This is a genomic window from Serratia sp. CY55921 (genome assembly GCF_052167655.1).
In the GTDB taxonomy this organism is placed as follows: Bacteria; Pseudomonadota; Gammaproteobacteria; order Enterobacterales; family Enterobacteriaceae; genus Serratia; species Serratia ureilytica.
Window position 1 is genome coordinate 446111 of the sequence record NZ_JBJNMU010000001.1, and the last position, 12676, is coordinate 458786.

Annotated in this window: 12 protein-coding genes; 5 read left to right on the top strand and 7 right to left on the bottom strand. The window is 59.8% G+C overall.

Features of this window, described 5'->3' with window-relative positions; all coding sequences use genetic code 11:
- Window positions 1-54: 54 nt before the first annotated feature.
- Window positions 55-1950 (bottom strand): bifunctional sugar phosphate isomerase/epimerase/4-hydroxyphenylpyruvate dioxygenase family protein, encoded by a 1896-nt coding sequence (locus ACJ8M3_RS02170; protein WP_089197205.1) that lies wholly within the window; start codon window positions 1948-1950, stop codon window positions 55-57.
- A 229-nt stretch (window positions 1951-2179) separates the two neighbouring features.
- Here ACJ8M3_RS02170 and pcaH point away from each other — a divergent pair, with 229 nt between their 5' ends.
- The 3 genes from pcaH to ACJ8M3_RS02185 are packed head-to-tail and all read left to right on the top strand — an operon-like array spanning window position 2180 to window position 4529.
- Window positions 2180-2917, top strand: coding sequence for a protocatechuate 3,4-dioxygenase subunit beta (gene pcaH, locus ACJ8M3_RS02175; RefSeq protein ID WP_089197204.1), 738 nt, complete (start codon window positions 2180-2182; stop codon window positions 2915-2917).
- The gene (pcaG, locus tag ACJ8M3_RS02180; protein WP_016927159.1) at window positions 2917-3537 is read left to right on the top strand and encodes a protocatechuate 3,4-dioxygenase subunit alpha; all 621 of its coding nucleotides are present in this window, start codon (window positions 2917-2919) and stop codon (window positions 3535-3537) included. The genes pcaH and pcaG overlap by 1 nt, the downstream gene beginning before the upstream one ends.
- A 59-nt stretch (window positions 3538-3596) precedes the next feature.
- Window positions 3597-4529: a LysR substrate-binding domain-containing protein gene (locus ACJ8M3_RS02185; RefSeq protein WP_060660529.1), complete on the top strand. Its 933-nt coding sequence runs from the start codon at window positions 3597-3599 to the stop codon at window positions 4527-4529.
- 9 nt (window positions 4530-4538) lie between these two features.
- Here the strand turns inward: ACJ8M3_RS02185 and pcaDC are convergent, their stop codons facing one another.
- Genes pcaDC through ACJ8M3_RS02210 form a run of 5 tightly spaced genes read right to left on the bottom strand, consistent with a single transcriptional unit; the run spans window position 4539 to window position 9604 of the window.
- Window positions 4539-5693, bottom strand: a complete 1155-nt coding sequence (gene pcaDC, locus ACJ8M3_RS02190) for a bifunctional 3-oxoadipate enol-lactonase/4-carboxymuconolactone decarboxylase PcaDC (RefSeq protein ID WP_060660887.1) — start codon at window positions 5691-5693, stop codon at window positions 4539-4541.
- On the bottom strand, window positions 5684-7033 hold the full coding sequence (locus tag ACJ8M3_RS02195; protein WP_033651812.1) for a 3-carboxy-cis,cis-muconate cycloisomerase: 1350 nt from the start codon (window positions 7031-7033) through the stop codon (window positions 5684-5686). The genes pcaDC and ACJ8M3_RS02195 overlap by 10 nt, the downstream gene beginning before the upstream one ends.
- Before the next feature lie 3 nt (window positions 7034-7036).
- Complete coding sequence (gene pcaF, locus ACJ8M3_RS02200; RefSeq protein WP_089197203.1) at window positions 7037-8239, bottom strand: 3-oxoadipyl-CoA thiolase; 1203 nt, start codon at window positions 8237-8239, stop codon at window positions 7037-7039.
- 10 nt (window positions 8240-8249) lie between these two features.
- Window positions 8250-8903, bottom strand: a complete 654-nt coding sequence (locus tag ACJ8M3_RS02205; RefSeq protein WP_046687390.1) for a 3-oxoacid CoA-transferase subunit B — start codon at window positions 8901-8903, stop codon at window positions 8250-8252.
- A gap of 11 nt (window positions 8904-8914) precedes the next feature.
- Entirely contained in the window at window positions 8915-9604 is a 690-nt protein-coding gene (locus tag ACJ8M3_RS02210) for a 3-oxoacid CoA-transferase subunit A (RefSeq protein WP_016927165.1), read from the bottom strand.
- A 188-nt stretch (window positions 9605-9792) separates the two neighbouring features.
- Between ACJ8M3_RS02210 and ACJ8M3_RS02215 the strand changes: the two genes are divergently transcribed.
- Both ACJ8M3_RS02215 and ACJ8M3_RS02220 read left to right on the top strand, forming a co-directional pair.
- Complete coding sequence (locus ACJ8M3_RS02215) at window positions 9793-10605, top strand: IclR family transcriptional regulator domain-containing protein (RefSeq protein ID WP_033643667.1); 813 nt, start codon at window positions 9793-9795, stop codon at window positions 10603-10605.
- A 126-nt stretch (window positions 10606-10731) separates the two neighbouring features.
- A complete protein-coding gene (locus tag ACJ8M3_RS02220) occupies window positions 10732-11364 on the top strand; it encodes a helix-turn-helix domain-containing protein (protein WP_033643666.1) in 633 nt (210 codons plus the stop codon).
- A gap of 65 nt (window positions 11365-11429) precedes the next feature.
- Here the strand turns inward: ACJ8M3_RS02220 and ACJ8M3_RS02225 are convergent, their stop codons facing one another.
- Window positions 11430-11864 (bottom strand): DoxX family protein, encoded by a 435-nt coding sequence (locus ACJ8M3_RS02225; RefSeq protein ID WP_033651807.1) that lies wholly within the window; start codon window positions 11862-11864, stop codon window positions 11430-11432.
- Between the last annotated feature and the right edge of the window lie 812 nt (window positions 11865-12676).

The window sequence follows — 12676 nt, forward strand, 5'->3', positions numbered from 1 at the left end:
CATTAACCTTTTCAGTAAGATGGAAGAACAGGCGGGCCTTGATGGCCCGCGCGATTAACGCATGGCGGTGAGCCGAACCGGGGCGTTGGCGGCCCCAAAGCCGCGGTAGCCGCCTCGGCGCTCCAGAAGTTCGAAGAAGAAGCGGCCTTTTTCATAGGGCACGGTGTAGACATGCAGCAATTCACCGCCCTGAGCGTCTCGATCGTAGAGCACATTGCCCGCTTGCAGCTGTGAGAGGAAAGCGGGGTCCAGATCGAAACGCGCTCTGAGATCGTGATAGTAGTTATCGGGAATACGCAGCGTTTTTAATCCGCGCGCCTGCGCCGCTTTCACCATGCTGAACAGATCCTCGCAGCCAAAGGCGACGTGCTGCAAGCCTGCGCCCTGATAGGCGGTTAGCGCCTGGGCGATTTGCGTTTCCCGGCTCACCGACATATTCAGCGGCAGCCGGATGGCGTCGTTGGGGCTGCGCAGGACGCGGCTGCGAACCAAACCCAGCGGATCGGGCAATTCCCACTCGTTGTCCTGCACAAAACCCGGCACGCTGCGCAGGAACATGATCCAGTTGCCGCTCGATTCATCCGCCAGCGCAATCGCCAGGTGATCGATGCTCTGCAGCGCGGGCGGCGGCGCGCTGCGATGCGTCAGATGAAAATCGGCGTGATAAATATCGTTCTTGGGATCTTCGTCCGCTTCCACCAGATAAATCAGGCTGCCGTCCGGTGCGCACAGCGCGGGGATTTGCCGCTCGTTGGGGCCGGTTTCGCCTTGCCAGATGGCGTACCCGTAGTCTTGCGCCCGTTGCAGTAAACGCGCTACGCCGCGCACCCGCCACGCCACGGCGCACAGGGAAATGCCGTGCAGGTGATAATAGCCGCTCGCTTGGCTTTCCGGCTGGGCATTCAGAATGACATTCACTTTGCCGTTGCGATAGAGGGCGACGCTTTTGGAGCGGTGCTCGCCGGCGTGAACCAATCCCAGCTGCGTCAGCCATTGGCTCATCGCCAGCCCGTCGTTGTGCGAGACGGCAAATTCGATAAACTCCAGCGCCAGCAAGGGCGGATGCGGCTGCGAATGGAATAAGGAACGTTCCATGAGCGAGGCCATGGCGTTGGGCAGCAGAGGCTGTTTGGCCAACCAGTCATAGGTTTGCTCCTCCAGCCACAACAACGATCGGAAACCGTCCTGGGCCGTGGGGAGTACCGGCGAGGCGCGGAAACCATCGTTAAATATCTCCAGCGACCAGGCGCCGCGATAGCCATGCGCGGAAAGTTGGGTCATGAACTGGGTCAGATTCAGCTCCCCCTGGCCGGGGAAGCAGCGGAAATGGCGACTCCAGGCGAGCACATCCATCTTCAACAGCGGGGCGTCCGCCAGTTGGACAAACACGATTTTTTCGGGCGGCACGTCCTCGAGGCCATCGAGGTTATCGCCGCGCGACAGGATATGAAAACTATCGAGAATGATCCCCAACGCCGGATGATCTACGGCCTTCACGCGCGCCCAGGCGTCGCGCCACATATTCACGTGACGTCCCCAGGCCAGCGCTTCATAACCGACAGTAATATCATACTCGGCGGCCAACTCCGCCAACGCGCGCAAATCGCTCACTTGCGTGGCCATGTCTTCGCTGCTGTCGGGCGAGACATTGCTGCAGAGCAGCATGCGAGAACAGCCCAGTTGCTGCATGACTTCGAACTTGCGCGCCGCGCGGGAAAGGTTCTGCGCCAGCGTTTCGCGCGGGCCTCCTTCGAAGTCCCGAAACGGTTGGAACAGTAAAATTTCCAGGCCCAGTTCGGCGCACAATTCACGGATTTCCGCCGGTGAGCCGGGGTAGTAGACCAGATCGTTATCGAAAATTTCGACGCCATCAAAGCCTGCGGCGGCGATAGCCCGCAGTTTTTCCGGCAGCGAACCCGATACCGAGACCGTCGCGATAGAACGTTTCATCATTGCCTCCAGTTAAGCGGTCATGGATGACCTGAAAGCGACCATTCAGCAGCGAGGCGGACCACCGACGGGAATTGAATCATGTTATGGACCAAATGAAATGTTTCGTCAATTCAGAACATTCCATTACTTTTGGTTATATAAAGCGATCGGTTTTCTCACTTTACTTTTACATATTGCGCTTCCTACACTCTGTCGACATGTACCCTCAAATAATAAGGATACCGGGATGAAAAGTGATTGGATGGCGCGAGAACTGGTGCATCGAGATTACAGTCATCACCCGCCGGCGCTGGCGCCGCTGTATAAAACCAGCGTGCTGCGGTCGCCGCGCAATGCATTAATTTCATTGCAAAACTCGCTGTCTGAACTGACCGCCCCCGTCTTCATGCCAACGGATATCGGCCCGCTGGATCACGATCTGATTCTGAATTACGCCAAAGACGGCTTACCGATCGGCGAGCGGATCATCGTGCATGGATTTGTGCGGGATGCCTTTGGGACGCCGGTGCGCAACGCCCTGGTCGAGGTATGGCAGGCCAATGCGGGAGGGCGCTATCGCCACAAGAAAGATCAGTATCTGGCGCCTATCGATCCCAACTTTGGCGGCTGCGGCAGGATGCTGACCGACGACAACGGGTATTACTGTTTTCGTACGATCAAGCCGGGCCCATATCCCTGGCGCAATCAGGTCAGCGACTGGCGTCCGGCACATATTCACTTCTCGCTCTCCGGCGAGGCGTTCGCGCAGCGGTTGATCACGCAGATGTATTTTGAAGGCGATCCGTTGCTCGTTCGCTGCCCCATCTTGCAGTCGGTAGGCAGTGACGATGCGATGCGCACGCTGATTGCCGAGCTGGATATGCACGCCGCCGTGCCGCTGGACAGCCTGGCTTACCGCTTCGATCTGGTGCTGCGGGGCCATCGAGCCACGTGGTTTGAGAACCGTACACAGGGAGCCGCGTGATGAAAAAGTATTTGTCTGAAACGGCCTCGCAAACCGCCGGGCCTTATGTGCACATCGGTTTGGCGCCGCATGCCGCCGGCTTTGATATTTTCGAGCGTAATTTCACCCATGTGTTGACGCAACCGGAGACGCGCGGGGAGCGCATCGTGGTGGAAGGGCATGTCTATGACGGTTCCGGCACGCCGGTTCGAGACGCGCTGGTCGAAGTCTGGCAGGCCAATGCCGCCGGGCGATATCAGCACCCCGCCGACGGCCAGTTGGATAAGCCCGACGATCCGGCGTTTCGCGGCTGGGGGCGAACCTGTTCGGATTTCACCAGCGGCCTGTGGCAATTCGAGACGATTAAACCGGGGCGCGTGACGGGGCGCGACGGCCGGTTGATGGCGCCCCATCTCAATCTGTGGATAGTGGCCCGCGGCATCAACATCGGATTGAACACGCGTCTCTACTTTGCCGACGAACAGGCGGCCAATGCCGAAGATCCGGTGTTGAATCTCATCGAGTGGGAAAAACGGCGCAGCACGTTATTGGCGCAAAGGCGGCAGCGCGGGGATCAGACGGTGTACCATTTCGACATCTGGTTACAGGGCGAGAACGAAACCGTTTTTTTTGATATTTGATCCTCCGTTCGCCCTGACAATGAGCTTGCCGCGCCGGCGGCAAGTTAATACTATAAATCATGAACATGACTTCTCGCTTTAGCCAACGCATCCGCCTTCGTCATCTGCACGCCTTTGTCGCTACCGCGCAACAGGGGACGTTGGTGCGCGCCGCACAGCAATTGGGCATCACGCAGCCCGCGCTCTCTAAAACGCTCAACGAACTGGAAAGCCTGGCCGGCGAGCGCCTTTTTTCGCGCAATCGGCAAGGGGCGGAACTGACCGCCGCCGGGGCGCGTTTCCTGCAGGATGCCAGCCGCGTTTTGGATGCGCTGAATGTGTTGGGGCGCACGCTTGCCTCGGACAGCGAGGCGCTGCCGGCGCCGCTGCATATCGGCGCGCTGCCCACCACGCTGGTGAGTCTGGTCGCGCCGGTCGTGGTGGGGTTGCAGCAGCAATCCCCCGGCTGGCGCATGCAGGTTACGACGCTGGCCAACGATGCGCTGATGATGGCGGTGAGATCGGGACAATTAACGTTAGGCATCGGGCGCATGTCAGACCCCTCCCGCATGGAGGGGCTCAACTTCGAGCTGCTGTACCATGAAACGCTGCGGCTGGTGGTTGCTCCTCATCATCCGCTGTTGCATTCGGATGTCTCGCTGGCGGAAGCGTTGAGCTGGCCATTGGTGCTCTCCCCGCGGGGTACGGTGCCGCGTCAGAATGCGGAGGCGCTCATTGTCAGCCACGGGCTGGCGGTGCCGGAAGGGTGCGTCGAGACGTTGTCGGTCACGCTGGCGCGCTGCCTGACGCTACAGTATGGCTATGTGTGGCTGGTGCCTTACGGCGCGGTGCGTGACGACTTGTTCAGCAATCACCTGCGTGCGCTGCCGTTGCCTACCCAGGGCATGGCCGAGCCGCTGGGCATCATTACCCGGCAAGAGGCGTTCTCGTCCCCTGAGCAGCAGCGCCTGGTTGCTGCGCTGCGCCAAAGGGTGCTGGATGTGCCGGTATAACCGCGTCTTCTAGTCGTCCGATCGCCGCCCGGCGTCGTGTTCGGCAAAGACGGATTGCGCCAGATGAAAAGCGGCGTTCGAGGCGGGTAAGCCGCAGTAAAGCGCCGCATGCATCAGAACTTCTTTGATCTCTTCACGCGTGACGCCGTTATTGAAGGCGGCCCGGATATGCATTTTCAGCTCAGCTTCGCGATTCAAGGCGATCAGCATCGCGATGGTGATCAGGCTGCGGGTATGGCGCGACAAGCCCGGACGCGTCCATATTTCCCCCCAGGCGTAGCGAGTGATGAAATGCTGAAACTCCTCGTTGAGCGGCGAAAGCGCCGCGAGGGTATTATCGACATGCTCATCGCCCAACACGGCTCTGCGCACCGTCAGACCTTGCTGATAACGTTGCCGCTGCGTGAGCTGCTCATCCAAAAAGGCCCGGAACGCGCGGTTAAATGCCCGCCAGGCTTCGATGCTGGACAGGTGGGCGGCGGGCAGGATGACGCATTGCGCGTCGGGAATACCTGCCGCCAAGGCTTTTGCATCGTCGACGGTCGTTACCGCATCCTCATGTCCGGCGATAACCAGCGTCGGAACGCGGATGCCTGCCAGCTCGGCGCGTAAATCGGCGGTCGCCAGCGCGTCGCAGCAAGCGGCATAGCCCTCGGGATCGCAGGCGGTGAGCTGTTGCACGACGGTTTGCACCTTGACGGGGGCAGATTGGCAAAATGCCGGGGTGAACCAGCGCGCTGCCGCGCCATCGCTGACGGCGGACATGCCGCACTGGCGCACCTGCGCGGCGCGTTCTCGCCAATGCTCCGTCACCCCGATTTTCGCGGCGCTATTGGCGATCGTCAGCGTCAGCAAGCGATCGGCATGAAAGCGCGCCAGCCATAACCCCGTCAGCCCCCCCATGGAGATGCCGCAGAAATGCACCCGATCAATCGCCAGAGTGTCCAGCAGGGACAGCACCTGTTCGCCCAGTCGCGCCAGCGAGCCGGGCTGTTCATCGGGCGCAGAGTCGCCGTGGCCGGCAACGTCGTAGCGCAGAATGCGATAGTGGGCGATGAACGCGTCGCGCTGCGGCTGCCACATTGCCAATGAGGTGCCCAGCGAGTTGCCAAACAGAATAACCGGGGCGTTTTCAGGCCCCTCAAGGACATAATTCAACATGATTGCTCCCTCTCGGCCATCGCCAGGACTTGTTGAATGAAACGCTGCGTGCTGCCGGTGGCATTGGCCGGATCGAGCAAGGTTTCCAGGGTTTCCCGGCTGAGTCGGGAAGAGACTTCCGCATCGGCGCACAGAAGGGTTAACAGGGGTTGCTGGGTGGCCAGGGCTTGCCGGCAGCACCGTTCTATATGATGGTGAGCCTGTTGACGGCCGAGGGTGGGGGCTAAGGCCAGGGTAACCGATTCAGCCATGATCAGCCCCTGCGTCAGCGCCAGATTGCGCCTCATCGCCGCTTCATGCACCTCCAGACCGTTAATGAGATCCAGGCTTTGCGCCAATGCCGCCCCGCTCAGCACCAGGAGCTGCGGCAGGCTTTGCCACTCGGCCTGCCAGCCGCCCAGCGCGCGTTCGTGCTCCTGCACCAGGCCAGCATACAATCCCGACATCAATGCAGGCAGACGGTTGGCCGCGCTGAGGATGGCGGCGCAGAGTACCGGATTGCGCTTATGCGGCATCGTGGAAGAGCCGCCGCGTCCGGGGGCCGACGGCTCGCTGATTTCAGCGACTTCGGTCTGCATCAACAAAGACATGTCGCGCGCCAGCTTGCCGAGCGAGCCCGTCAGGCCGGCATACCAACTCGCCAGCTCCAACAACCGATCGCGTTGGGTATGCCACGGCGTGGCGCTGCGCGGCAGGGCCAGCGCTTGCGCCAGCGCCCGCTCAACGCGCTCGCCCTGTTCGCCGAGCGAGGCGAGCGTGCCGGCCGCGCCGCCGAATTGCAACGCGAGCACGCGTGGCCGCATTTCAGCCAGACGAGCCCGATAGCGCAGCAAGGCGTCCAGCGTGCCGGCCAGCTTCAGCCCCAGCGTCGTTGGCAAAGCGTGTTGCAGCCAGGTGCGGCCCACCATTAACGTTGCGCTATGGCGCCGGCATTGCGCCGTCAGCGCCGCAATCAGCTGATTGAGCAGCGCGTCGGTTTTATCGAGCGCGCTGCGCAGTTGCAGCATCAGCCCGCTGTCAATCGCATCCTGACTGGTCGCCCCCCAGTGAACGAAACGCGCCGCTTCCGGTGAGGTTTGCGCCACCAACGCCGTCAATTGTTTGACGAGGGGAATGGCTAAATTGCCCGCCAATCCGGCGGACTGCGTCAGCGCGGCTGCGTCGAGCTTTTCCGCCTGGCAGTGGCTGCGTATGATCCGCGCGGACGCGTCATCGATAATCCCTGCAGACGCCAGGGCCTGCGCCAGACCGGCTTCGAAATCAAGCATGCCCTGCAGCAGCGCCGTGTCGCTGAAGCAGGGCGTTAATGGCGAAGCCATAAACATTGCGCTATAGAGAGACATTCGTTATATCCGTTCCAGAATCAAGGCGACGCCTTGCCCGACACCGACGCACATGGTGCACAGGGCAAAACGCCCGCCGGTGCGCCGCAGTTGATAAGCGGCGGTCATGGCCAACCTGCCGCCGGATGCCCCCAGGGGATGCCCCAGCGCGATAGCGCCGCCGTTAGGGTTGACCTGTTCCGCGTCATCCGGCAGTCCCAGGGCGCGCGTCACGGCCAGCGCCTGGGCGGCAAAGGCTTCATTCAACTCGATGACGTCCATTTGCGCCAGGCTCAAACCGGTTTGCGCCAGCACTTTGCGGACCGCGGGAACCGGCCCGTAACCCATGATGCGCGGCTCTACGCCGCAGGCGGACATGCCGACCACACGCGCCAGCGGGGCGAGTCCATACTGCACCGCCGCGCGTTCGCTGGCAATGAGCAGGGCGCTGGCCCCGTCGTTGATGCCCGAGGCGTTGCCGGCGGTGACGCTCCCCTCAGGGCGCACGACGCCTTTCAGGGCGGACAGCGCGGCCAAAGAGGTGCTGCGGGGATGTTCGTCGCGAACCAGGCTGAGCGGCTCGCCTTTGCGTTGCGGAATGCTGACGGCGATCAGTTCCTCATCAAACAGGCCCAGCTCCTGAGCGCGGGCGGTGCGCTGTTGGCTGCGCAATGCAAAGGCGTCTTGATCGGCGCGGCTGACGGCGAAATCGCGAGCCACATTTTCGGCGGTTTCAGGCATGGTTTCGACACCGAACTGCGCGTGCATTTGCGGGTTGATAAAGCGCCATCCCATCGTCGTATCTTCCATTTTCAGCGATCGGCTGAAGGCGCTGTCTGCTTTGCCGGTGACAAAGGGCGCGCGCGACATGCTTTCCACGCCGCCCGCGATGATGACCTCCGCTTCGCCGCATTTAATGGCGCGCGCCGCCATGCCTACCGCGTCCAATCCCGAACCGCACAGGCGATTGAGGGTGGTGCCCGGCACGGTGTGGGGCAATCCGGCCAACAGCAGCGCCATTCGCGCCACGTTGCGGTTGTCTTCACCGGCCTGGTTGGCGCACCCCAGAATAACGTCATCAATGGCGTGGGGATCCAACTGCGGCAGTCGGGCAAGCAGCGCCTTCAGGGGCAGAGCGGCCAAATCGTCGGCGCGCAGCGCGGATAATGCGCCGCCGTAACGGCCGAATGGCGTACGAACGGCATCGCAGATAAAAGCCTGTTGCATGGCGATTTCCTCAAGCGGGGATCAAGTCAGATTGCAGTAAACGTATCGGGGTTAACGCTTGCAGCGCGTCAAAGGTGAGCCCCGGACACAGCTCCAGCACCTGCGGGCCGTCCGGGGTGATATCAATGATTGCCATATCCGAATAAATGCGGCTGACGCAGGCCAATCCGGTCAGCGGGTAGCTGCACTGTTCCACCAGCTTGCATTCGCCGGTCTTGGTCAGATAGTCCATCATCACATAGACTTTGCGCGCGCCGATGGCCAGATCCATGGCGCCGCCCACCGCCGGGATCGCGTCTTCGGCGCCGGTGCTCCAGTTGGCCAGATCGCCGGCAGCCGAGACCTGATACGCCCCCATCACGCAGATATCGAGGTGGCCGCCGCGCATCATGGTAAAAGAGTCGGCGTGATGGAAATAACTGCCGCCGGGCAGCAAGGTCACCCGTTCTTTACCGGCGTTGATGAGTTCCGGATCTTCTTCGCCCGGCGCGGGTGACGGCCCCATGCCGAGCAGGCCGTTTTCGCTGTGCAGAATCACCTCTTTGTCGGCGGGCAGGTAGTTAGCGATGCGGGTCGGCAGCCCAATCCCGAGGTTGACGTAGGCGCCTTCCGGAATATCGCGCGCTACCCGTTGGGCTAATTGGTCGCGGGTTAATTTTTGCATGTTATGACTCCTCAGGCAGAGAGGGAAAAGGTCGCGGGGTGCGCCACCGCCACCAGGCGCTGGACGAAGATGCCCGGCGTTATCACGTTTTCCGGATCCAGTGCGCCAAGCGGCACCAATTCAGCGACCTGCGCTATCGTCGTGGCGGCGGCCATCGCCATCACCGGGCCAAAATTACGCGCCGCTTTGCGGTAAACCAGATTGCCCCAGCGGTCACCCCGATGGGCCTTTATCAAGGCGAAATCCGCCTTTAAGGGCGTTTCAAACACGTAATGCCGTCCGTCGATTTCACGCGTTTCTTTGCCTTGCGCCAGCGGCGTGCCAAAGGCGGTTGGGGTGAAAATGCCGCCCAACCCGCTGCCGGCGGCCTGCATGCGGGCGGCAAGGTTGCCCTGAGGCACCAGTTCCAGTTCGATCGCGCCGCGGCGATAGAGGTCGTCAAAGACCCACGAATCGGCCTGGCGCGGGAAGGAGCAAATCATCTTTCGCACACAGCCGGTCTTGAGCAGCGCCGCGAGGCCGCTGTCGCCGTTGCCGGCGTTATTGCTGATTACCGTCAGCTCGCGGGCACCGCGTTCAATCAGCGCATCGATCAGTTCCAGCGGCTGTCCCGCGGGGCCAAAGCCGCCAATCATGATGCTCGCGCCGTCCGGAATGATGGACACGGCGTCTTCCAGGGTGGCCACACTTTTATCGATCATCTGTTGTTCCTTTCATTCGGCGCCCGCCGGGGGAGTGTTTATCGTCAATGGGAAAGTAGATCGTCCCTTTCAGGCAAACAATACCGATTATCGAAAAAGTGTGCGATTATCGGCTATTATTTGAGAGGCATTCGCAGGTTGTGATCGTCGGCACACCGATATTTCAGGCAGACAGCGGGGTAACGAGAATGGAAAAAGAACAGGAAATTACGCGCAGCAGCACCGATCCCTGGAAGGGGGATCCCGACTTTATGGCCTCTTTGGCGCGAGGATTGGAGGTCCTGCAGGCTTTTACGCCGCAGCGGCGGCTGATGTCGGTGTCGCAGATTAGCCAGCGTACCGGCATTCCGCGCGCGGCGGTGCGCCGCTGCCTTTACACCCTGAGTAAGCTGGGCTTTGTGTACGCGGAAGACGGCAAGAATTATGAGCTGCGCCCGCGCGTCTTGTCGCTGGGTCACAACTGGCTGGGGGCTTCGCCGTTGGCCAACGCCGCGCAGCCGGTGTTGAGGCAACTCAGCCAGACGCTCAATGAGTCCTGTTCCATGGCCATATTGGACGGCGATGACATTCTTTATATCGCCCGCGCATCAACTTCGCGGATCATGACCATCGATTTGCACGTCGGCAGCCGCTTACCCGCCAGCACGACGTCGATGGGGCGGGTGCTGCTCAGCGGGCTCGCCAGTGAGACGTTGAATGACTATTTGGCGCGATTGACTCAACTGCGTTACACCAGCCATACCCTGGTGAGCGTCAGCGCATTGCGGGAAGAGCTGGCGCGCGTGCGTCAGCAGGGATATGCCATCAACGATCAGGAACTGGAGATTGGCCTGCGTTCACTGGCGGTGCCGCTCACCACGCCGGACGGCCGCATCGCCGCGGCGTTGAACGTCGGCGTGCATGCCGGTCAGGTTTCCGCAGAGCGTTTGCACCAGCACCACCTGCCTTTGTTGCGCTCGGCCGCCGAAGAGATATCGCTGTTGTTGCACGACTCACCTTGAGCGAGCGCGCAGGGGGCGTATGCGCCCGATTTTTCCGCATCTTGCGGCGCGATGCGGTGTTGTATTGTGGGCTGCGTGTAAGGTAATTTGCTGAGGGCATGATGACTGACGCGGGGGCCAACGGACATGAACGAAAGAATCGACTACCACATCGAGAAATACCATTTCGCGCCGCTGGATGAAGCCCCGCGGCTTGCGCGCCAGTGGAGCGAGGTGTTGAACGAGTGTCGCCAGACGCAGGCGGGCGCGGAAGAGCGCCTGCGCATTGCGTTGCTCAACGTGGACTATGTGACCAGTTTCGAATTGCCGTTTCGCTTATTGCTGGTGCGGGCGCCGCAGCTGATTGCCGGCCTGCGTGATGAGCTGTCGATCAGTCAAAAAAATGTGGTGTTCAACGGCAAGCGCTTTGGCTGCGTTTACAGCCTGAAGAGCGATTTAAGCGACGTGCCCGAGGCCTTCCAATACGGTCTGTCGACCCGCATTCACCGAACCTCGGCGTCGGGCGTGGACGCGCTGCCCTACCGTGAAATCGCCAAGGCGCTCAAGGCGCCGCGTGAGCGGCTTAAGCTGGCGCTGGAGCAGGGGCTGCGCGTCACGGCGCTGGACGGACTGTTCTGGTTCGGCATACAGCGCATCGCCGCCGAAGTGCGCAGGCTAAGAAAAACCGGCATGACGATCGTGACGGCGGAAACGGAGATTTTCGACACCCTGACCGGCACGACGCGCAAGGTACCGGTTTACCGGCTGGCCGACCGTTAATGGCCGTTATAGATAAAGAGGAGGCTCAGACCAGGAACCTCCTTATTGATAGTTGATAGCGTGGTTTATCGATAGGCTTCATTGCGCGCGATGGCATACTTCCCGCTGCCCAGCAGCAGTATGGCGACCCCACCCATAAAGAACACCAGTTCGTTTTCAATGCCCCAGGCGCCGACGTCGGTGACGGTGAAGACCTTGCCGGTGCCCACCATCAAAAACGCCACCACCAGCGTGAGGGCGTAAACCCCTGCGGCGGGGCGGGTGAACAGCCCCAAAACGATCAGTATCGGCGCCAGGATCTCCCCAATATATACGCCATAGGCGATGAAGGCGGGCAGCCCTTGTTGTTGTAACGCATCGGCGATCCAGCCGACGCCATGCTGAACTTTCGCGACGCCGTGAAACAGCATCAGCCCGCCGAAGGTTAGCCTGAGCGCCAATTTGCCTGCGTCCGGGTGGTCAAAAAAGCGAGTGAATGCCGCATTGAGTGACTTAACCATGGCTTTTTCTCCTGAATAGGAATGATTTTCAATCAATATATCAGTCGGATGAATGCGAAAGCTGTTCTGGATCAGGAAAACGGCGGGCTTGGCGCTAAATCGCCGGACGAGGCCAGCGATGCGGCCTGATTTTTAGGCGGAATAACCTGTGCGCACGGGCCGAACCGGGGATGAGAAAAGTCATCGGCAGGGTTGGCCCGCCGCGTAGCCCATCTCTTTTCTGTATGTGTTGGCTACCTGATTTGCGTTTTCATCAATGATTGTCAAAGGACAGGCAACGTAAAGATTCATAAGGTTTTTTTGCAGCAATGAAAAGGTGCGTGTTTTCGCTTTAATAACCCAATAGAGTTACCTTTATTTTTATTTTGAACCGCTAAATCATTAACGCTTTTTTTCGGCCTTTTTATTGGGAATTATCTTGCTTATTTTGCCTTGCGAAAGTTGATCCTGTGGGACGCACGGCCAGTGGCGGGTTTTATTTTTATAGATTTTCTTATTTTTTGATGACAATTCAATGCCGAAGAGAATGAGTGAGATTGACTGAGGGGGTTATGAGTGGGTGTAAATTTCCATGAACTATTTTTCCTGGCGTAAAAGTAATCGATTCAGCGCTGTTTTAAGTTATTGAATTGTTTGTTTTATGTATATTGATTTGTTATTTTTTTATTAAAAAAATAATATTTTTTCTTGATATTGGGTTTGCCTTTGCTAGTATCAAATTAGTGGTCTTATCAGTTAGGGAAACATTTCTTGTATATGGAACAGATCGCTGGTCTTAACATGGTTACTGTCGTTGCAGCGCTTACGTGGTT